Annotated in this window: 19 protein-coding genes; 8 read left to right on the top strand and 11 right to left on the bottom strand. The window is 62.6% G+C overall.

The genetic code is table 11. From position 1 onward, the window contains the following. Positions 1-23: 23 nt before the first annotated feature. From OKW35_RS36345 to OKW35_RS36325, 5 genes are all read right to left on the bottom strand, one after another. Positions 24-1,025, bottom strand: coding sequence for an Ldh family oxidoreductase (locus OKW35_RS36345; protein WP_429554578.1), 1,002 nt, complete (start codon positions 1,023-1,025; stop codon positions 24-26). After that, positions 1,022-2,023, bottom strand: a complete 1,002-nt coding sequence (locus OKW35_RS36340) for a hydroxyacid dehydrogenase (protein ID WP_429554577.1) — start codon at positions 2,021-2,023, stop codon at positions 1,022-1,024. The genes OKW35_RS36345 and OKW35_RS36340 overlap by 4 nt, the downstream gene beginning before the upstream one ends. Next, complete coding sequence (dctA, locus tag OKW35_RS36335; protein ID WP_184040210.1) at positions 2,020-3,354, bottom strand: C4-dicarboxylate transporter DctA; 1,335 nt, start codon at positions 3,352-3,354, stop codon at positions 2,020-2,022. The genes OKW35_RS36340 and dctA overlap by 4 nt, the downstream gene beginning before the upstream one ends. A gap of 227 nt (positions 3,355-3,581) precedes the next feature. Next, positions 3,582-4,757 carry a UxaA family hydrolase gene (locus OKW35_RS36330; RefSeq protein ID WP_429554576.1) on the bottom strand — a complete coding sequence of 392 codons (1,176 nt, stop codon included), beginning with the start codon at positions 4,755-4,757 and terminating at the stop codon, positions 3,582-3,584. Positions 4,758-4,840: 83 nt separating this feature from the next. Beyond that, entirely contained in the window at positions 4,841-5,110 is a 270-nt protein-coding gene (locus tag OKW35_RS36325; RefSeq protein ID WP_018422892.1) for a UxaA family hydrolase, read from the bottom strand. 254 nt (positions 5,111-5,364) lie between these two features. Between OKW35_RS36325 and OKW35_RS36320 the strand changes: the two genes are divergently transcribed. From OKW35_RS36320 to OKW35_RS36295, 6 genes are all read left to right on the top strand, one after another. Continuing rightward, positions 5,365-6,150 carry a GntR family transcriptional regulator gene (locus tag OKW35_RS36320; protein WP_429405870.1) on the top strand — a complete coding sequence of 262 codons (786 nt, stop codon included), beginning with the start codon at positions 5,365-5,367 and terminating at the stop codon, positions 6,148-6,150. A 477-nt stretch (positions 6,151-6,627) separates the two neighbouring features. Continuing rightward, complete coding sequence (locus tag OKW35_RS36315; RefSeq protein ID WP_184066444.1) at positions 6,628-7,647, top strand: ABC transporter substrate-binding protein; 1,020 nt, start codon at positions 6,628-6,630, stop codon at positions 7,645-7,647. A 2-nt stretch (positions 7,648-7,649) separates the two neighbouring features. Next, positions 7,650-8,459: an ABC transporter ATP-binding protein gene (locus OKW35_RS36310; RefSeq protein WP_244144794.1), complete on the top strand. Its 810-nt coding sequence runs from the start codon at positions 7,650-7,652 to the stop codon at positions 8,457-8,459. Continuing rightward, positions 8,452-9,372, top strand: a complete 921-nt coding sequence (locus OKW35_RS36305; RefSeq protein WP_429554575.1) for an ABC transporter permease — start codon at positions 8,452-8,454, stop codon at positions 9,370-9,372. The genes OKW35_RS36310 and OKW35_RS36305 overlap by 8 nt, the downstream gene beginning before the upstream one ends. Positions 9,373-9,400: 28 nt before the next feature. Next, complete coding sequence (locus OKW35_RS36300) at positions 9,401-10,153, top strand: sulfite exporter TauE/SafE family protein (protein ID WP_018422887.1); 753 nt, start codon at positions 9,401-9,403, stop codon at positions 10,151-10,153. A gap of 34 nt (positions 10,154-10,187) precedes the next feature. Then, the gene (locus OKW35_RS36295) at positions 10,188-11,096 is read left to right on the top strand and encodes a LysR substrate-binding domain-containing protein (RefSeq protein ID WP_429554574.1); all 909 of its coding nucleotides are present in this window, start codon (positions 10,188-10,190) and stop codon (positions 11,094-11,096) included. Here OKW35_RS36295 and OKW35_RS36290 read toward each other — a convergent pair. From OKW35_RS36290 to OKW35_RS36265, 6 genes are read right to left on the bottom strand one after another with little or no spacing between them, the layout of a single operon-like run. Further along, a complete protein-coding gene (locus OKW35_RS36290) occupies positions 11,036-12,787 on the bottom strand; it encodes an L-aspartate oxidase (protein ID WP_429554573.1) in 1,752 nt (583 codons plus the stop codon). The two genes, OKW35_RS36295 and OKW35_RS36290, sit on opposite strands and share 61 nt — an antisense overlap. A 35-nt stretch (positions 12,788-12,822) precedes the next feature. Next, on the bottom strand, positions 12,823-13,434 hold the full coding sequence (locus tag OKW35_RS36285) for a FumA C-terminus/TtdB family hydratase beta subunit (protein ID WP_429355571.1): 612 nt from the start codon (positions 13,432-13,434) through the stop codon (positions 12,823-12,825). A gap of 46 nt (positions 13,435-13,480) precedes the next feature. Further along, positions 13,481-14,350 carry a fumarate hydratase gene (locus tag OKW35_RS36280; protein ID WP_429554572.1) on the bottom strand — a complete coding sequence of 290 codons (870 nt, stop codon included), beginning with the start codon at positions 14,348-14,350 and terminating at the stop codon, positions 13,481-13,483. 29 nt (positions 14,351-14,379) lie between these two features. Continuing rightward, complete coding sequence (gene sdhC, locus OKW35_RS36275; RefSeq protein ID WP_090805014.1) at positions 14,380-14,799, bottom strand: succinate dehydrogenase, cytochrome b556 subunit; 420 nt, start codon at positions 14,797-14,799, stop codon at positions 14,380-14,382. Continuing rightward, complete coding sequence (locus OKW35_RS36270; RefSeq protein ID WP_018422881.1) at positions 14,796-15,128, bottom strand: hypothetical protein; 333 nt, start codon at positions 15,126-15,128, stop codon at positions 14,796-14,798. Before OKW35_RS36270 ends, sdhC begins: the two co-directional genes overlap by 4 nt. Next, on the bottom strand, positions 15,125-15,856 hold the full coding sequence (locus OKW35_RS36265) for a succinate dehydrogenase/fumarate reductase iron-sulfur subunit (RefSeq protein WP_429554571.1): 732 nt from the start codon (positions 15,854-15,856) through the stop codon (positions 15,125-15,127). Before OKW35_RS36265 ends, OKW35_RS36270 begins: the two co-directional genes overlap by 4 nt. A gap of 333 nt (positions 15,857-16,189) precedes the next feature. Between OKW35_RS36265 and gcvA the strand changes: the two genes are divergently transcribed. Further along, a complete protein-coding gene (gcvA, locus tag OKW35_RS36260) occupies positions 16,190-17,098 on the top strand; it encodes a transcriptional regulator GcvA (RefSeq protein WP_184066433.1) in 909 nt (302 codons plus the stop codon). A gap of 287 nt (positions 17,099-17,385) precedes the next feature. Further along, positions 17,386-19,884 carry a CoA transferase gene (locus OKW35_RS36255; protein WP_429554570.1) on the top strand — a complete coding sequence of 833 codons (2,499 nt, stop codon included), beginning with the start codon at positions 17,386-17,388 and terminating at the stop codon, positions 19,882-19,884. The last annotated feature ends 139 nt before the right edge of the window (positions 19,885-20,023 follow it).

Here is a 20,023-nt window from a genome sequence, read left to right as displayed (position 1 = left end):
GTTCCTTTCGGCGCATTCGCGCATCACGCGACCAAGGTCTGCAACTGTGTGAGCAACGCATCGGGAATCTCGATTCCATCGCGGCTTGCCGCGTCGGCCAACGCATGCCGCCGTTGCCCTGGCAAACGGACATCCGCATCCTGCAACATCGCCGCGACAAGCGCCTCGACCCGTTCTACGTACATCTCATTGCCCGCCAGCGCGCCCGGATCGATGGCCCAGAACAGATGGCCGATCCGCGAGCGTGCCCCCTCCTCGGTCAGGAACGATCCCGCTTCATAGCCGAAGTTCGCGCCCGCCAGCGCCGCCGCCAGCAGTTCGACCATCAGCGCGAGCATCGCGCCTTTCGCGCCGCCGAACGGCAGCATCATGCCGTCGAGCGCCGCCTTGGCGTCGGTGGTCGGCGTACCGTCGCGGGCGGTCGCCCAGCCGGACGGTATGGGCTTGCCTTCGCGCGCCGCAACCATGATCTTGCCGCGCGCCACTTGCGACAGCGACAGGTCGACCATCAATGCGTCGCCATTGCGGCGCGGAAACACGGCGGCAATGGGATTGGTGCCGAATAGCGCATGACGCCCGCCCCACGCGGGCATCGCCGCCGGGGAATTGCTGAACGCAAGGCCCACCATGCCCGCCGCGCCGATCGGCTCCAGGTGATATGCGCCGACGCCGAAATGATGGCTGCGGGTCACGCTCGCCACTGCGCTGCCGTGTTCGCGTGCACGGCCGATCAAGGTCTCGACAGCAAGCGCGCAGGCGGGAAACGCCATGCCATCGGCGGCATCGACGAGCACGGCGGCGTTGCGCGTCGCAACAATGGAGGGCTTCGCCTGCGGATCGACGCGCCCGTTGCGCAACTGCGCGACGTACATCGGCAAACGCGAAACACCGTGCGACGACAACCCGCACGAGTCCGCATACACCAACGCGCGGGCCGTGGCCGTTGCGGTCTCCGGCGTTGCGCCCGCGTTGCGGACGGCGCGCGTCGCGAGTTCGAGCAGTTCGTCGGCTGAGACTCGCGTCATCGTGAAATTCCTTCGGTTACGTGTGAGTCATGCTGCGCAAGCAGGGCCTCCGTCACGCGCGCCGCAACGAGCGTGCTGACACGTTCGTTCGACTGCATGGTCAGCCCCGCAATGTGCGGCGTGAGAATGAGGTTTGGTGCGTCGGCCAGCGGGGAACGGGCGGCGAGCGGCTCATCGTTGAAAACGTCGAGCGCCGCGCCGCCAATGCGGCCTTCGCGCAGCGCCAAGGCAAGCGCCGCTTCATCGACGATCCCGCCGCGCGACGTGTTGACGATAATCGCGTGGCGCTTCAGCGCCGCGAGTTGCGATGCGCCGAGCAGATTGCGCGTGCTGTCGACGAGCGGCACATGCAGCGTGATCACATCGGCGGCACGCAACGCTTCGTCGATGCTCACGCGGCGCGCGCCGGTCGCGGCCCAGCACGCCGCATCGGCCGGCTGCAGCGGATCGTAGGCGAGCACCTGCATGCCCAGCGCGCGCGCGAGTTGCGCAACGAGTTGCCCGATGCCGCCGAAGCCGATTACGGCAAGCGTGCTACCCGCCGCTTCGCGGCCATTCGAAAGCGCCGCGCGCGGCCATTTGCCCGCCGCGACCTCCATGCTCGAACGGTATGCACCGCGCAGCAGCATCAGTGCCGTGGCGAGCACGTACTCGGCCACCGCGCGTGCATTCGCACCCGTCGCCGGGAACACCGATACGTTGCGTTGCGCGCATGCGTCCAGATCGATGTTGTCGAGCCCGACGCCCAGACGCCCGACTACGCTCAGACGCGGCGCGGCATCGAGCAGCGCGGCCCTTACCTGCGTGCGATTACGCACGATCAGCGCGTCGGCATCGGCCAGCAACGCGTTCAACGCAACGGGTTGATCGACAAGCGACGCATCGGCATGCACGTCGAAGCGCTCGCTGAGCGCTGCGACTGCGCAAGCGTCGATGAATTCGCTGATGACGATCTTCTTGCGCGTCGCGCGCGGATTCGTATTCAGGTTCGTGCTCAATTCGAGCGCTCCTGTACATACGCGGGCGGCGCCATGTCGTTGACATCGCTTGCGTTCGCTTGCGGCTCGCCGCGTTGAACTTCCGGCGGCGCGGCCAGCAGTTTGCGCGCGGCCTGCACATCGAATGCGCCTTCCCAGCGGGCGACGACAATCGTCGCCACCGCATTGCCGATCATGTTCACGATCGCGCGAATCTCGTTGAGCACGCGATCGATACCGAGTATCAGCGTAATGCCCGCAACCGGAATGATGTTGTGCGTCGACAGTGTCGCCGTCAGTGCGACCAGCGCCGCACCCGCCACGCCCGCGCCGCCCTTTGACGTCACCATCAATATCGCCAGCAGCCCGATCTGTTGCAGTAGCGTGAGATGGGTATTGGTGGCCTGCGCGATGAAGAGCGAGGTCATCGTCAGATAGATCGCGGCGCCGTCGAGGTTGAACGAATAGCCCGTCGGCAGCACGAGCCCGACTACCGGCTTCGGACACCCAAGCCGTTCGAGCTTTTCCATCAAACGAGGCAACACCGATTCCGTTGTAGACGTGCCCAATACGATCAGCAGCTCCTCACGCAGATACTTGAGCAGCGGCCACAACCCCACGCCCGCCCAGCGGCAGATCGTGCCCAGCACCAGGGCGATGAAGAGAATGCTCGTCAGATAGAAGCACACGATCAACAGACCGAGTTGCTGCAACGTCGAAATGCCATATTTTCCGACTGTGAACGCCATCGCGCCGAACGCGCCAAGGGGAGCCAGGCGCATGATCATTTCGACGATCCGCATCAGCGCTTCGCCGCTCTGTTCGATCACGCGCGACAGGAAGCGGCTGCGCCGCGACATGATCGATAGCGCGATGCCGAACAACACCGAGAACAGCAACACCTGCAACAGATCGCCCCGCGCGAACGCGCCCACGACCGAATTCGGCACGATCTCTTCGAGGAAGCTGGTGTTCGACTGCGCGTGAACTTCCGTCACGTAATGGCTGACTGCATGCGTATCGAGCGTCTTCGGATCGATGTTCAGCCCGGAGCCGGGGTGCAGCAGATTGGCGACGACAAGGCCGATGACCAGCGCCACCGTCGTCACCGCTTCGAAGTACACGATGGTTTTGAGGCCGACGCGCCCGACCTGCTTGAGATTCTCCATCCGCGCGATGCCGACGGAGACGGTACAGAAGATCACCAGCGTGATCAGCATCTTGATGAGCCGGATAAAGGTATCACCGAACGGCTTCATCTGGACGCCGAGATCCGGCCAGAAATAACCGACGAGAATGCCTGCCGCAAGTCCGATCAGAACCTGCACGTAAAGATGTTTTAGCACGCGCAAGATGGTGTCTCCTCCACTCGCTGCTGCTGGAAAATGGAACAGCGCCGTGCGGCGCGTGCCGGGCTTCTCGGGCCCGAGACGTCACGCGTGTGCGCGCTGCTGCGAAAACTCCATTGAATACAGGGGATCCGAAGCTGACCCGAAGCTAACTGTCATCGCAGCCGCCTGCGCGATCAGGATTCGTGCGCTATGCAGCGCGGCCCGTCGCGAGGACGGGCCCGGAGAAATTACGCGCTTTCGAACAGGCGCGTCAACACGAACTCGCGGTGGCCCAGCGCTTCCGCCGACGTAAAGCGCCCGTTCGCGGTGCGCAGCATCGATTCCAGCAGTTTGTCTCCAGCCTGATCGAGATTCTGTTCGCGCTGCAACAGTCCCGACACATCCACGTCGATATGCTCGCTCATCGTGCGCACCGTACGCGGGTTCGCGCAAATCTTGATGACAGGCACGATCGGATTGCCGATCACGTTGCCCTGCCCGGTCGGGAAGAAATGCACGGCAAAGCCCGACGCGGCGCACAGCGTAACCATCTCGGCCGCGGCTGACGACGAATCCATGAACCACAAGCCCGGCCCCGTCGGTTCCTCGGCCTTGTCGAGCACGCCGTCGACTCTGCACTTCTTGCCGATCTTCTGGATATTGCCCAGCGCTTTTTCTTCGATGGTCGTCAGGCCGCCCGCGATGTTGCCTTTGGTCGGCTGCGACTCCGACAGATCGTCGGTCTTCCAGCGGTTGATCATGTCCTGATAGCGGTCGAACATGAACTGGAAGCGCTCGCGCACCTGGTCGTTCGCGCAACGCGCGGCAACGATCTGCTCGCCGCCCGTGAGTTCGGACGTCTCGCCGAAGACGAGCGTCGTGCCCAACCCGTAGAGCTTGTCGAACGCATTGCCGACAGTCGGGTTCGCGCCGCAGCCGGACGTGGTATCGGATTCGCCGCACTTCGTGGATACCCACAGGTCCGAAATCGGGCATTCTTCGCGATCGAGCGACGTGGCGTACTGCACCATCTCTTTCGCGGTTTTCGAGGCACGCATGATCGTATCGTGATCGCCATGCAGTTCGATGCCGAAGCCCATCACCGGCTTGCCTGACTTCGCAATGCCGTCTACGACGCGTTTGGTCCAGCCTTCCTCGATCCCGATCACGACGACCGCCGCGACATTCGGGTTGCAGCCGGCGCCGATCAGCGTGCGGAAATGCAGATCGAGGTCGGCGCCGAACTGCAGGCGGCCGTATGGATGCGGTAGCGCCATCGTGCCTTTGATGGTCGTTTCGACGGCCAGCGCGGCGGCGTTCGACAAATCGTCGACGGGCAGGATGATCACATGGTTACGCACGCCGACGCGTCCATTGGAACGGCGAAACCCGCGGAAAGTGGTGTTCTGGTCAATCACGCTCATGGTGGCTCTCTTCGATCTGGCTCTGTTGAGTGGGGAAGCTCGCTCGCAATGTCGATGCGCGAGCTGGTCGATCCTCGCGCCGGCTACCAGCGCTTCGTCTTGATGTTGTGAACATGCGCATGTTCACCCGCGCGGATCGGCGCAACGACCTTGCCGATGTCCACGCCGTACTTGAACACCGTGTCGCCGACCGCCATGTCTTTTAGCGCCACCTTGTGACCGATCGGAATGTTCTGTTTCGCCGAGATCGTCACGAGCTCGTCGTCGTCCATGATCCACGCGTTCAACTGGGTCCCCGCCTTGATGCCTTCGACAACCGCCACACCGACGGTGTCTTTCGCTTCGTGCAGCACGATATGAATCGTTTTGCGGTCTGACGAAGGGCTGGCGGAAGATCCTTCACCGGATTGTTGCGGTGCACCTGCTGCGGTGTGGCTCATCAGTTGTCTCCAGTCTGTTGGTACGGTTTGGTTCGCCTGCGTGAACCCATCTTAGGCGGCACATTTGCATATGTCAACCATATCATCTATATGTGTTTGATGAACCGTATGAAGTAGAATCAATTGAAAGACAGCAGCAATGAAGATGCAACGACAGGATGAGATCGATGAATACGTTGACGACGGGTATCAATCTACCGAACGGTGCGGCCACCACGCCGGCAATCGGCGGCACGCGCTACAAGGAAGTGAAGAATGCGATGCTGGCCGCGCTGGCCGCGCACGAATGGAAGGGCGGCGAAACGATTCCTTCGGAAAAGCGGCTGGCCGAACGCTTCGGCGTATCGATCGGCACGCTGCGCAAGGCAATCGACGAACTGGTGGCCGACAACATTCTGGTGCGCCATCAGGGGCTCGGTACTTTCGTCGCGCAACACCAGCGTGATCGTCATTTCTTCCGCTTCTTCCGCATCGTGCGCCAGGACGGCGACAAGACCTACCCGAGCGTAACGCTCGTGCAGTTCAGGAAGGCCAAGGCTACGCGCGATATCGCGACGCTGCTGAAAGTCGAAACGGGCGCGCGCGTGTTCACGTTCATCAACCGTCTGGCGCTGCATGGCGAAACGGTGATGATCGACAACATCACCGTACCCGAGGCACGTTTTGCGGGCCTGACGGAAGCCGCGCTGCGCAGCCGGCCGAGCACGCTGTACAACTTCTATCAGGATGCGTTCAACATCAACGTGCTCGGCACCGAGGAACGCGTGCGCGTCGCGGTAGCCAATGAACTCGAAAGCAAGCTGCTGGAAGTGCCGCACGGCACGCCGCTTCTTGAAGTGCGGCGCGTCGCGTATTCGTATCATCAGGCGCCCGTCGAAGTGCGGATCTCGCATGCGAACACCGCACGCTACGAATACGTCGGTGCTTCGGCATCGCACGAAGAGCCGCTCTGACAAGGCCGGAAGCCAAGCGCGGTGCGCAGCGCCAAAAGCCGCCGGCCGCGCGCCGCACATGTCACGTTTTCCCGCATTTGCAATCAACAGCACGATCACCTACACTCGCTACTCATACAGATGAGTTAAATCACACGGCGCTGAATTCGCTGAATGCCACAGTCACCGAAGCAAGGCATTTCACGCGCGATCCGGTTGCCCACAACACACCATCTGTGAACCTGATTCCGGCCGCGTCGCGCAAACCGTTTTGTCGCGAGCAGGCCGGCAACAAGGAGACACTCACGATGCGTACCCCGCCTCATCGTCATCCCGCTCATGTCCTTCATGTCGCGCCTTGCCGCGTGACGCATGCGTTGCGCCGGCCGCAGCCACGCGAGACCGAATAGGCACACGCAGCCCCCACCCATCCGGTTTATCCGGTGTCGCATTTCAACAGATTGGCCGTGCCGTTCCTGTCGCAAGGAGTGTCCAGCGATGAGCCTTCGTAAAGTTGCCGTATTTCTCTCAACGCTGCTCGCTCTCGGCGCAGCTCTCACCAGTGCGCCCGCCCGCGCCGAACTGTCGGAGATCCGGATCGCGCGCCAATACGGCGTCAGCTATTTGCCGCTGATGCTGATGCAGGATCAGAAGCTGGTCGAAAAGCACGCCGCGCAACTGGGCGTGCCGAATCTGAAAGTGTCATGGGTCGAATTCGCGGGCGGCAACGTGATGAACGACGCGCTGCTGTCCGATTCGTTGCAGATCGCGTCAGGCGGCGTCGCGCCGCTCGTGCTGCTGTGGGCGCGTACGCGCGGCACGCCCGTCGAGGTCAAGGCGCTGTCGGCGATCAATTCGATGCCGCTGCTGTTGAACACCAACAATCCGACGGTGAAAACGTTGAAAGACTTCACCGGCAAGGACAAGATCGCGCTGCCCGCAGCGAAGGTGTCGATCCAGGCAATCACGTTGCAAATGGCCGCGGAAAAGGCCTTCGGCGCCGGCAACCAGGGGCAGCTCGATAAATACACTGTCTCGCTGGCTCATCCCGATGCGCAGCAGGCGCTGCTGTCGGGCAATAGCGAAGTGACCGCGCATTTCGGCTCGCCGCCGTTTCAGGAACAGGAATTGGCCCACCCTGGCGTGCGCACCGTTGTGAATTCGTATGACGTTCTGGGCGGCAAGTCGACATTCAATCTGGTCTGGTGCATGACGAAGTTCTATCAACAGAATCCGAAACTCGTGCAAGCCTTCATGGCCGCGCTCGACGATGCCGAAGCGCAGATCACCAGGGACAAGCACGCGGCCGCACTCGCCTACCTGCGCATCAGCAAGGACAAGAGCAATGTCGCCGACATCGAAAAGATGATTTCGTCGCCCGATGTCGCCTTCACGACCACGCCCGAAAACACGCTCAAATACGCGGATTTCATGGCACGCACGGGCCTGATCAAGACCAAACCCGCCTCGTGGAAGGACATGTTCTTTCCGACCGCCCAATCGCTTCAAGGGAGTTGATCATGCATCGCACGCGTGCTGGAGCCACCCGCGCCACATCCTCGCCGAGCGGCATGCCGTTACTGGATGTCGCCGGCGTAACGCTGCAATACAAGACGCCGCGGCATCTCGTGATGGCAACGTATCGCGTCGACTTTCAGGTATTCGAAGGCGACCGTTTCGTTTTGCTTGGGCCATCGGGTTGCGGCAAGTCGACGTTGCTCAAGAGCGTCGGCGGCTATCTGCTGCCGACGGAAGGTTCGATCACGCTGAAGGGCAAGACGGTGACGAAGCCGGGCCCCGACCGGATGATGGTCTTTCAGGAATTCGACCAGTTGCTGCCGTGGAAGACGGTCAAGCAGAACGTGATGTTTCCGCTGCTCGCTTCGCACCGGCTGTCGGCGCGCGAAGCGGAACAGCGCGCGATGCATTACATCGACAAGGTCAACCTCACGAAATTCTCGGACAGCCATCCGCATACGTTATCGGGCGGCATGAAGCAGCGCGTGGCGATTGCGCGCGGCATGGCGATGGAACCGGACATCCTGCTGATGGACGAGCCGTTCGCCGCACTCGATGCGCTCACGCGCCGCAAGATGCAGGACGAACTACTGACGCTATGGCAGGAAACGCGCTTCACCGTGCTATTCGTCACGCATTCGATTCCGGAAGCGATCAAGGTCGGCAGCCGGATTCTGTTGCTGTCGCCGCACCCGGGGCAGGTCAAGGCAGAACTCGATACGGCGGCGGCAGGCGAATCCGCTGCCACGCTCGAAAAACGCATCCAGCACATGCTGTTCGAAGACGAAATCCACGAGGCAGAGAATGTCTGACGCTACCGCACACGGTTCCGCATCCGTCCATCCGCCCCGTAACGACATGATCACGCACGCGCCGCGCGGCGAGATCATTCGCGAACCCAGCGATGCACAGCATTTCAGCGTCGTCGAAAAGCCGCTGTCACTGTTCGAGCGCCTGTACAACCAGAGCTGGCTGCGCAAGTTCCTGATCCTCGCGCTGCTCGCGCTGGTCTGGGAAGGCTACGGACGCTGGCTCAACAACCCGTTGCTGTTTCCCACTTTCAGCGCGACCGTCGACGCGTTCTGCACGAGCATCGCAAACGGCGAACTGCCCGGCAAGGCATGGGCGTCGATCCACGTATTGCTGCTCGGCTACGGCTGCGGTCTGCTGCTGGCCGCGTTGCTGACGGCCGCCGCGATCACCTCGCGCATCGGCACGGACTTTCTCGAAACGATGACGTCGATGCTCAACCCGCTGCCCGCCATCGCGCTGCTGCCGCTCGCGCTGATCTGGTTCGGGCTCGGCAACGGCAGCCTGATCTTCGTGCTCGTGCATTCGGTGACATGGTCGGTCGCGTTGAATACGCACTCGGGCTTTCTGTCGGTGAGCAACACGCTGAAAATGGTCGGGCGCAACTATGGGTTGCGCGGCGGGCGCTACGTCGCCGCGATTCTGGTGCCCGCTGCGTTCCCGAGCATTCTGACCGGCCTGAAGATCGGCTGGGCCTTCGCGTGGCGCACGCTGATCGCGGCGGAACTCGTGTTCGGGGTGAGTTCGGGTTCCGGCGGCCTCGGCTGGTTCATCTACGAAAACAAGAACCTGCTCGACATCGCGAACGTGTTCGCGGGTCTGTTCACGGTGATTCTGATTGGCCTCGCCGTCGAAAACCTGATCTTCCGCGTACTCGAACGCCATACCGTGCAACGCTGGGGCATGCAGTCGTGAAGCATGACGTGCACGCACGGGAGGCTCGTTGCTAAGCGCCGACATCGCGCTGCTGGTGATTGGAGGCAGCGCGGTCGCGGGCTTCGTGTCCGGGCTGGCGGGATTTGCGTTCGGTCTCGTCGCGATGGTGTTCTGGGCATGGGCGCTGCCGCCGCAAGCGATCGGGCCGATGCTCGTGGTCGGCTCGCTGGTCGGACAGATGCTAACCGTGCATACGGTGCGCTCGCAGATACGGCCGAAGATCATCGGTCCGTTCATCGCAGGAGGCATCGTCGGCGTGCCGATCGGCGCGACGCTGCTGCCGTTCATCGATCCCGTCGGCTTTCGGATCGGCGCCGGTCTGCTGATGATCGTCTATTGCGGCGTGATGCTCGCCGCGAAAGATCTGCCGACGGTGACGGCAGGCGGTGCCTGGGCGGACGGCGGCGTCGGTGTGGTCGGCGGCATTCTGGGCGGCATTGCGGGGCTCGTCGGTCCGGCACCGACCATATGGTGCATGCTGCGCGGTCACAACAAAGATACGCAGCGCGCGATCTGCCAAAGCTTTTTCATCGCGATGCAATCGCTGACGCTCGTCACGTATGCACTGACGGGCCTGATCGGCAAGCAGACGCTAGTACTCTTCGCCTGGATGCTGCCGTCGTCGCTGCTGTTTGCGTGGCTCGGCTCACGGCTTTATCGGCGTCTGTCGGACACCGCGTTTCGGCGGGTGCTGCTTGCGCTGCTGTTCGCTTCGGGCGTGGCGCTGCTGGGCTCATCGCTTGTTCACGCGATAAAGTAATGCCGATGCGGCAACGTCAAGCGGAGTGAGCGTCATGAGTGCGATTCGCTATTTCGTCACGTTTCTGTCCGTCGCGCGCCACGGCTCGTTCGCCGCAGCCGCCGACGAAGTGTGTCTCACGCAGGCCGCCGTGAGCCTGCAGATGCGTTCACTGGAACGCGATCTCGACATGGTGCTGTTCGAACGGGGCGCGCGCTCGGTCGCATTGAGCGAACGGGGACGCACGATCGTGCCGCTCGCCGAAACGCTGGTCGCCAACTATCGGCGGATTCTGGCCACGGCGGGCCGCGACGAACTGGCGGGCGTCGTGCGGGTCGGCGCGCTGGTGTCGTCGCTGATGGGCGCGTTCGCCGATGCGATGCTGAATCTGAAACGCCGCTACCCGCGCCTCGAACTGAAGCTTTTCACGGGCCTGTCGAGTGACTTCACGCTACGCGTGGAGAACGGAGAACTCGACGCCGCCATCGTCACGCAGTCGCCCACCGGCTTTCCCGCCGCGTTGAAGTGGACGGTGCTGTATCACGAGCCGATGGTGCTGATCTCGTCGGCTGACAATCCGCGCGCGCAAGTCGACACGCTGCTTCGTGAGCCGTTCATCCGTTTCGACCGGCAGACGTGGACAGGCATGCTGATCGACGACGCGCTGCGCGGCCTCGACGCTTCCGTGCACGACATCATGGAGTTGAACTCGCTCGAATCGATCTGCGAAATGGTGAAGCGCGGTTTCGGCGTTTCGGTAGTGCCGCGTCTCGCGAATGCGAACTGGAATCACGAATCAGGGCTGCGCGTGACCGAGTTGCCCGAGCGGATCGCGCCGCGCCGCGTCGGCCTGCTGGAACGGCGCGAACACGGACGCGAAGCGTTCACGGCCGCCGTGAAGCGTCACTTCACGACGGCGGCCGACGTTTCCGCCAGTGGCAATGATTCGTCGAGCAGCGACTGACCAGGCTTCACGCGCGTGAACTGCACGCGCCGGCGGCTGGTTTCGAAGGCGTTCTGCTGAAGCCGCAGGCATACATACTCGGATGTGTCCAGATCTCCGGCATCGGGAAAGTCTTCGCGGAAATGCGCGCCGCGCGAATTCTCGCGCAGCAACGCCGACTCGGTGATCGCGCGGCTCACGAGCGTCAGGTTGTGCAGGTTCATCCAGTCGTGCCACGACAGGTTGAAGCGCAGATCGCGTCCATCGACACCCGTGCGGTCCAGCCGTTCGCCGATGTCGATCAACGCGCTTCTCGCGCGCAGCAAGCCCTGCCCGTCGCGCAGGATGCCGACGTCGCGCCACATCAACTCGTACAGGTCGTCGCGTATCGATTCGAGATCGCCCGCAGGCTGGCCGAGCGGCCGCGTGCAACGTTCGATGGCGCGCTCGATCTGACTGGCATCGGCGGTGGCGAGGCGCCCATGGCGCGGCACCCAGCGCGCGAGCGTCTCACCCGCAATGCCGCCGAACACCGTCGAATTCGCGACGCCGTTGCCGCCCAGCCGGTTCGCGCCGTGCACGCCGCCCGCATCCTCGCCCGCGACGAAGAGGCCCGGCAGCGTCGTCGAACAGTCGGTCTCGAACAACACGCCGCCCATCATGTAGTGCGCGGTCGGCACCACTTCGACCTGGCCGCCCGCCAGATCGAAGCCGCAATCCGCGCAGCGTTCGACCATGCCCTTGAAACGCTGGCGCACGCTGTCGGGTCCGAGATGATCCATGCGCAGATAGACGCCGCCGTTCGGCGTCGTGTTGCCCGCGCGCAGTTCACGGAAAATGCTGCGCGAGACGATGTCGCGCGTCGCGCGCTCGCCGCGCGGATCGTAGCGGTGCATAAAGCGCTCGCCGTCGCCCGTCAGCAGGTAGCCGCCCGCGCCGCGCAGCCCTTCTTCGAGCACGGTGCCCGTCATGCGCGTATGAGTGCCCGCCAGCAAGCCCGTCGGATGGAACTGCACCATCTCCATGTCGCGCAACGTGAGGCCGGCACGCAGCGCCATCGCCATGCCGTCGCAACTCTTGTCTGCGCTCGGCGTGTGGTACTTGTACATCGTGGGGCCGCCGCCCGTCGCGAGCAGCACGGCCTTCGCGCGCACGAAGACGAATTCGCCGCTGCGAATGTCGATCATCAGCACGCCGGCCAGTGCGCTGCCGTCTTCGGACTCGATGAATTCCACCGCGCGATGTTCTTCGAGCCGCTCGATCCCGCGCGCCCACACCTGTTCGGCAAGCCGGTTGATGATCTCGATGCCAGTCTGATCGCCCTTGTGCACCGTGCGGTCGAAGGTTTGCCCGGCGAATGCCTTCTGCTTCAGCGTGCCGTCCGGGTTGCGGTCGAAGAAGCAGCCCAGTTCGTTTTCGAGTTCGTTGATCCGCTCGACCGCGCGTGTCACCAGCGTCCACGCGAGTTCCTGGTTCGACAGCCATTTGCCGCCTTCGATCGTATCCATGAAGTGACGTTCGATCGAATCGCCCTGTGCCAGCGCGACGTTATAGCCGCCCTGCACCATGCGCGTACAGCCGCATTTGCCGAGCAATCCTTTCACGGCGATCGTGATGCGCAACTGCGGCGCGTCGGCCTGCGCATGCAGCGCGGCAAACAGGCCCGCGCCGCCGCTGCCGAGAATCAGGATGTCGGTATCCACGTGCTTCATGGTCGGTTCCCCGTGATGAACGACGCTGCGTTCGTTCAGCTTCTGATGCCCAGCGACGCGAGCACCGCTTCGCGCCGCTCACGCGTGCTCTGCTGGACCTTCGTGTAGACGCTGTCGCCGTGACTATCCATCGCGACGAGCAGCGGGCCGAATTCGCCGATCCTGAAGCGCCATAGCGATTCGGGGTTCAGGTCGTCGAGATCGACGTCTTCGATCTGTTCGATCCATGTCGTCTCCAGCGCCGCCGTGCCGCCGACGATCGCGAGATACACGCCGCCGTATTTTGCGAACGCATCGCTCGACGCCTGCCCGAGCCCGCCCTTGCCGATCACGATGCGCACGCCGTATTGCGCCATCAGCGCCGCGGTGAAGCGCTCCATGCGTGCGGACGTCGTCGTGCCGACGCAGACAGGCTCGTAGCCCGCCGGATGTGCGTCCGAGCGTGGCACCTTGCGCACGTTCGGCGCGGTGTGAATCACCGCATGGCCGCGCAGATCGAAGCGAGTCGTGCGGCCACGGTCGAACATGTGGATCTGCGTGGCGTCGCGGATGCCGAACAGCGTGCCTGTCAACGTAACGGTGTCGCCCGTGCGCAACGCGCGAATCTGCGCTTCGCTAGCGGGCATGGACAGCGTGTGATGAGTCATCGATCGTTCCTTGACGGTGTGCGTGCCGATGCGGACAGCCCGCGCGTCAGTAGCCGTACTCGACGCCCGCCGGCGTCAGCGTGGCGCGCGCGCGGCGGGCCGAATGACACTGCATGTTCACGGCAACCGGATTCATCGTGATATGCGTCGCCGCCAGTTCGAGGTGGACCGCGAACGATGTCGCGTCGCCGCCGAGCCCCTGCGGGCCGACGCCCAGGCGGTTCACCGCGGCCGACAGTTCCTCCTCCAGCGCGGCCGCCGCCGGATCGTCGCAATGCGTACCGAGCGCGCGCGTCGCGGCACGCTTGGCGAGCCACACGCACAGATCCGAGGTACCGCCGACGCCCACGCCTACAATCGTCGGCGGACACGTCTTGCCGCCCGCATCGACCACGCAGTCGATCACGAAGCGTTTGATCGCGTCGACACCTTCCGCCGGAATCGCCATTTTCAGAAACGAGTTGTTTTCCGAACCGCTGCCCTTCGGAATCATTTCGATCACGAGCGTGTCGGCTGTCGAGTCGAAGTCGATATGGATCGCGGGCATCAGCACGCCGCAAGACGAATGTTCGTTGTTCCGCGTCAGCGGATGCACGACCGACGAGCGCAATGGATGCTCGCGCGTGGCCCGTTCGCAGCCGCGCCGGATCGCTGCTTTCAACGCGACGCCGTCGAGCGCGAGGCCCGTGCCGATCGTCACGTTGTAGATCGGCAGCCCGGTGTCCTGGCACAGCAGGTTGTCCTGATCTTCGGCAATCGTGATATTGGTGCGCATTGTGCCCAGCACGCGGCGCGCGGTGTCGTCGGTTTCAGCGCGTTCGAGGCGCGCGATACCGTCCTTGATGTCGGGCGGCAAATGCTTCAGCGCGCGTATGTACAACTGCTTCGCGACCTCTTCGATCTGCTGCATGTCCATTGATGAATCTCCGTCGGGGGACCGTGCGTTCACGACGTAAGCGACAGCGCAAACGCCAGCCCGATGACCAATGCGCCGCCCGCTGTCGCCGCGATCAGGTTCTTGCGCAAACCGCTCCATGGCCGGTATTCGATGAGCAGAATGCGCACGCCGCCGAACAGATGCGCGGCCAGCAACGTGACGAGGCCCCACTCGGCGAATACGAAGGCGGGTTGCCTCGTCACGGCGAGAAACGACTCGAACGATGCTGCGCCGTGCAAAGCGGTGCCGAGCGCCCAGAAGTGCAGCGGCAGAAAGAAGGCGAGCGCGAGTCCGGACAGACGGTGCACAAGAAAGGCCCACCACGCGGGATGGTTGCGCGCGCGCGAGTCGGCGCGCCGGCCAGGGGTGCGGTGTCCGGCGTGGTTCGTGTCTGTTGCCGGTTTCGCTGCGCGTGCCATGTCGCTCATTGCGGCCCTCCTACCAGCGCGAAGACCGCGCGCAGACCGGCAATCGCCAACGCAATGCCGACGATCACGCTCGCCACCCCGACGCTGCGCCCGCGCCAGCCGAGCCACTCCTCGGCGATCCTTCTCAAGCCGACAGGCACATGCGCGGACGACGCAAGCACGAACACTGAATAGAACACCGCCCACGCCGTATTGCCGTGCAGACGCGCGATCACGTTCGCCGCGCTCAGCCCGCCATGCACGACGATAATCATGGTGACAAGATGGACGGCCACGCATAAGGTCAGCACCATCGCCGACAGGCGCTGCAACTGCCAGCCGCTCATCATCGCGGTTCTCCTTTCGGCGCATGGCCGCGAAGCCGCTTCAGGCCAGCAATGCTGGCCGTCGGCTGCAGCGACTTGGGACACCGTTCGGTGCACGAGCCGAGCGTATGGCACGAATGACAGCCTGCGTCGTTGGAGACGGCTGCGACGCGGGTTTGCTGCTGGATGTCGCGTACGTCGTTGACGAGCGTCCACGCACGGTTGAGCGCGGCGGGTCCGAGATAGTCGGGGTTCCATGCGACGACGTCGCAGCTCGCATAACAGACGCCGCAGCCAATGCATTCAATCCCCGCGTCGGCCGCCTTGCGTTCGGCGGAGGCGGGATCGACGCAAGCGGCAGGTTCGTGACGCGTGTGCTCGCCCTTGAAATAGCCCTTCGCGTCGCGCCATTTGTCGAAGAAGGCGGTCATATCCGTCGCCAGATCCTTGATGACAGGCAGGTGATTGAGAGGCGCGATTTCGAGCACGTCACCGGCGTGCTTCATGACTTTGGTGACGTGCGTGCGGCAGGTCCATCGCGCGCGGCCGTTGACGGTCATTGCGCATGAACCGCACATGCCGACCCGGCACGCAAAGCGATAGGACAGCGTCGCATCCAGATGGCGCTGGATGTGGATCACGACGTCGAGCACGGTCTGACTTTCCATGCGCGGCACGTCGAAGCGCTGAAAGCTGCCTTCGTCGTTACCGCGCCAGACGTCGACCTTGAGTTGCGGGGGAGTGGTTCGCATCGTGACCGTTGAGGTTCGAATGATTGCGAAGCCAGTCTAAGGGGCGCGCGCCGCCCGTCAAAGCCAAAGATTCTTGTTGCAAGCTCAAGGTTTTTTTATGCTCGCGGGCGTGCGAGTGCCTGTGAGAACGCTCTTGAAACCGCCCCACCAGGCTTGTCATTTCAGAGTGTTCGAAATTCCGCGCTAACATATGTTCGATTGCCCAATTGGAGTGCGTACGCACTCGTCGACGCCTGGGAACGCCGCCGCGTCCGCGGGTCTGGTGGATCCTGAGTTGCCGCAACACGCAACTAATCCACGAAGTCGGACAGCTTTAGTCAAACGGTCTGCAGAATGAGAAAACGATTACCTCCGCTTAACTGGTTGCGCGCATTTGAATCCTCTGCCCGGCATCTCAGTTTCACCCATGCGGCGACCGAGCTGAGCCTGACCCAGGCGGCGGTAAGCCAACAGGTGAAGGGACTCGAGTCGCAGTTGGGGGCAGTCCTCTTTAAGCGCTTGCCAAGAGGACTCGAGCTCACTGAGGCCGGGCTAGCCTATTTGCCGGTTGTCCACGAGGCCGTAGAGCGACTGGCGGCCGCAACTGAAGAGATCTTCGGGCAAGGTCACGGCAGAGTCCTTACCGTTCGGGTCAGCCTGGTGTTTTTTACCCATTGGCTGGCAATGCGCTTACCCGACTTTCGTGAACGCCACCCCGAGGTCAATCTGCGTATCACCAGCAACATATGGGGGGGCGATTCGAGCGTGACCGACGTCGAAGCCGATATGGAAATCCGCTATGGACATGGAGAATGGACGGGACTCAAGGCCGAGCGGCTGACCTGGGATACGTTGCTGCCGGTCTGCGCCCCATTCTTGCCCTCCGAACAGGCGCCACTGGCTACGCCGAAGGATCTCCGTTACCACGAACTACTCCACGTCCTGGGCTACGAGGAGGGCTGGGGATACTGGTTGAAGAAAGCAGGCGCGGGACAGGTCGACTCTTCGAAGGGAATGCAGTTCGATACCTTGATCTCTGCTTTGAGAATGGCCGAGCTTGGTCAAGGGGTGGCCTTGGCGCGCTCGTCGCTGGTCCAGTCGATGCTGGACACCGGGCAACTGATAGCGCCTTTCGAATCCCGGCTTACGACCAGTGAAGCTTTCTACCTGGTCTATTCTCCGCACAGCATCGTCAACCCTGATGCCGCGGCGTTCGTGGCCTGGCTGAGTGCGAAGGCTCAGGAGGGGCGTGCGCGGAACTGATCAGGCAGGTGGACATCGCACGTCCATTTCGCCGGGCTGCCAGTGATCGACTGGTCATTTTCCGGCGCATTCACTCCGCCGGCCTCAGCCATAAATAAAATAGCCCCATCCTCGGTTTTTTTATTGCTTTACCGGCTCCCCGTTGTATCCGACAGTGATCCCCAGTTCGTCGCCAAGGCCCCTCGCCTCGCATTCGAAATGCGGTTGATTGGTGCTGGCGGCGACCCACCACAATGATGACCTGCGTTTCGGAAGATCTGCAGGTCCTGGAGATGAGTCGGTGAGCCATGGGAAAGCATGATCAACTGCCTTTTAGCGGCGTGAAAGTCATCGACTTTGGCCAGTACATCGCCGGCCCGGCCGTGGCGATGATCCTGGCGGATCTCGGCGCCACCGTCATTCACATCGATCCCCCTGCTGGGCCGCTTTGGGACAGCCCGGCCAATGCCGTACTGAACCGCAACAAGTATTGCTTGCAGCTTGACCTGAAGTCCGCGCAGGGGCTCGAGGCGGCCATGGCATTCATCGCGCGTGCCGATATCGTGATCGAGAACTTCCGGCCGGGCGTCATGACCCGGTTGGGTCTGGACTTCGCCGAGCTGCGTCGTCAAAGGCCCGAGCTCATTACGCTGTCCATCCCTGGCTTCGCCAGCAACGACCAGTTGCGTCGTCATTGGCGCGCCCTCGAGCCGATTATTGCGTCGGCCTCCGGGGTATTCACCGATATGGGTCAGAACCGCGTACTGATGGGGATAAACCCGAGCTTTTCGCCGCTGCCGCTAGCCTCGTCCTACGGCACCATGCTGGCTGTCTCCGCGGTGGCACTCGCTCTGCAAGCGCGGGAGCGCACGGGAGTGGGTGATCAAATCGAGGTGCCTCTGGCCGCGGCGGTGATGGAGGGACTGTCTTACAACTCGATCAAGATCGACGGTTATCCCGAACGCTACAAGACCTTGCGCGAAAAGGAAATTGAGCGGCGGCGGTCGGAAAATCTTCCGATGAACCTCGGCTACGAAGAACTGCAAGAATATCTCGACCCCTTTTACCGCACATACGAGTGCGCGGACGGTCGCAAGTTCTATGCGGTATGCCCGTCACACCGCTCGCACGCCAGGCGTTGCCTTCAGGCGATGGGCTTGTACGAGGAAATGCTATCTGCCGGGCTGCCGACAGTGAGCGACCCCTACCTTCCTATCTCTCAGTGGGAGGGGGACGCCTCACTCGGTGTCTACCCGTTGCCTGACCATTGGGCACGGCGCATTTCGGCACGCATGAAGGAGGTGTTCCTGACCAGGACAGCGACCGAGTGGGAAAAAATTTTCGGCGAAGGCCGGTTTCCCGGTGCGCCCCACCGATCGACTCAAGAATGGTTGCATGACGAGCACGCCAACGCCGCGGGTCTCGTGGTCGATGTCGACGACCACCAGTACGGCAATATGAAACAGCCCGGCGCGATCGCCTGGCTGGAAGACAGTGCCGACTTGATGCTCTCGCCCGACTCACGCCGCACGGTGAGTCTCAAAGAAGCCCTGGCCATCCTGGATAAGTGCGCGCCCACGGCACTGCCGCCCCCATCTGAACAGCATGTTGGCGGCTGGCTTGACGGTGTGCGTGTCCTCGATCTGACCAATGTCATCGCGGGTCCGCATTCGACCTCCTACCTCGGCCGGTTCGGCGCCGAGGTTATCAAGCTCGACCCCGTAACGCCCAACTATGATCCCTGGAACACAGTGGTCTTTGGCATGTCTTCGGGCCGCGGCAAGCAAAGCGTCCTGGTCGACCTGAACCACCCTGACGGACGCGAGGTGTTTAACCAATTGGTTCGTTCGGTTGATGTGATCGTGATGAATGCACCGGATCGTCAACTGGCACCTTTGGGTCTTGACGAAGCCAGTCTCCAGGCCGTCAACCCTGGCGTGATCTTCTGTCAACTGGATTGCTTTGGGGGACCGCGTCGCGGCCCGCGGACCGATTATCTCGGTTACGACGACTTGATCCAGGCCAGCACCGGCATCATGCTGCGCTTCGGCGGCGGCATGGCTACGCCAGAGGAACACGCTCACGTCGGAACCATTGACGTGAATTGCGGGTTCGCTGCAGCGCTCGGCATTGCCGCCGCGTTATATCGCAAAGCCAGAACCGGCCAGATCAGCCGTGCCCGGACCTCCCTGGCATCGCTCGGCAACCTGGTGCAGATTCCCTTCTGCTACGACTACGCACGCCGGGCCCCGTTCGATGAGCCTTCCGGCCGTAGCGCCCAGGGCTTTGGCAACCTGTCACGCTTCTTTCGCGCCGCGGATGACTGGTTGTATGTGGACGCCAGCGAAAAGGAACTGGACAAGCTAAACGCCGTAGAGGGGCTGACGGGCATCCGTGACGCGGCAGATCCCGCAGCGTTTCTCAGCTCCGCGTTCGCCACGGCCTCCGCCGAAACCTGGCAGACGCGGCTGCAAGCGGCCAATGTGGCGGCAGCCATTCCGGACAATATCGACAACTTGCGCCAACGCTACAGCCGCCCTGCAGACAATCGTCCGGGTATCGATAACGCCAGCTATTCATTCAGTGTGTATGCCGAGCATCCGAGTGGACGACGCGTCATCCAACTCGATCCTTTTGCGATTCGCCCTCACGTTGCTCCGATCCGCGCACTGGCGCCAGCAGAAAAGTTTGGTGCCTCGACCCGAGGGGTTCTGCGCAAGATGGGCTACAGCGATACCCAGATTGCGACGTTGATTGCGCGAGGGGCAGTCGGCGAAAGCTGGAGCGAGGAGTACTTGCCCAGCTGAACACGTCACCGTTGCGGGCAAGCCGGAACAAATCGCGACCGCTCCGCTGATGTGTGGGCGCGGCCGATAGCAGCAAGCACCTTAGAAGAAAAAAGGCTGTAGCGAAGGGGTGTTCGAATATTTATAAGATTGGAGACGA

The organism is Paraburkholderia sp. MM5477-R1, from assembly GCF_050436385.1.
Classification (GTDB): domain Bacteria; phylum Pseudomonadota; class Gammaproteobacteria; order Burkholderiales; family Burkholderiaceae; genus Paraburkholderia; species Paraburkholderia tuberum.
Note: the sequence above shows the minus strand (reverse complement) of the source record. Positions and strands in the feature narration are given on the sequence as shown.

What these genes read in the sequence shown, in the direction of transcription:
- OKW35_RS36290 (WP_429554573.1), bottom strand. Translation starts at nt 12,787, where the DNA reads ATGAAGCACGTGGATACCGACATCCTGATTCTCGGCAGCGGCGGCGCG.
- OKW35_RS36320 (WP_429405870.1), top strand. Translation starts at nt 5,365, where the DNA reads ATGAATACGTTGACGACGGGTATCAATCTACCGAACGGTGCGGCCACC.
- OKW35_RS36255 (WP_429554570.1), top strand. Translation starts at nt 17,386, where the DNA reads ATGGGAAAGCATGATCAACTGCCTTTTAGCGGCGTGAAAGTCATCGAC.
- OKW35_RS36315 (WP_184066444.1), top strand. Translation starts at nt 6,628, where the DNA reads ATGAGCCTTCGTAAAGTTGCCGTATTTCTCTCAACGCTGCTCGCTCTC.
- OKW35_RS36330 (WP_429554576.1), bottom strand. Translation starts at nt 4,757, where the DNA reads ATGAGCGTGATTGACCAGAACACCACTTTCCGCGGGTTTCGCCGTTCC.
- OKW35_RS36270 (WP_018422881.1), bottom strand. Translation starts at nt 15,128, where the DNA reads ATGATGAGCGGCTGGCAGTTGCAGCGCCTGTCGGCGATGGTGCTGACC.
- OKW35_RS36280 (WP_429554572.1), bottom strand. Translation starts at nt 14,350, where the DNA reads ATGGACATGCAGCAGATCGAAGAGGTCGCGAAGCAGTTGTACATACGC.
- OKW35_RS36285 (WP_429355571.1), bottom strand. Translation starts at nt 13,434, where the DNA reads ATGACTCATCACACGCTGTCCATGCCCGCTAGCGAAGCGCAGATTCGC.
- OKW35_RS36345 (WP_429554578.1), bottom strand. Translation starts at nt 1,025, where the DNA reads ATGACGCGAGTCTCAGCCGACGAACTGCTCGAACTCGCGACGCGCGCC.
- OKW35_RS36295 (WP_429554574.1), top strand. Translation starts at nt 10,188, where the DNA reads ATGAGTGCGATTCGCTATTTCGTCACGTTTCTGTCCGTCGCGCGCCAC.
- OKW35_RS36310 (WP_244144794.1), top strand. Translation starts at nt 7,650, where the DNA reads ATGCATCGCACGCGTGCTGGAGCCACCCGCGCCACATCCTCGCCGAGC.
- sdhC (WP_090805014.1), bottom strand. Translation starts at nt 14,799, where the DNA reads ATGAGCGACATGGCACGCGCAGCGAAACCGGCAACAGACACGAACCAC.
- gcvA (WP_184066433.1), top strand. Translation starts at nt 16,190, where the DNA reads ATGAGAAAACGATTACCTCCGCTTAACTGGTTGCGCGCATTTGAATCC.
- OKW35_RS36305 (WP_429554575.1), top strand. Translation starts at nt 8,452, where the DNA reads ATGTCTGACGCTACCGCACACGGTTCCGCATCCGTCCATCCGCCCCGT.
- OKW35_RS36265 (WP_429554571.1), bottom strand. Translation starts at nt 15,856, where the DNA reads ATGCGAACCACTCCCCCGCAACTCAAGGTCGACGTCTGGCGCGGTAAC.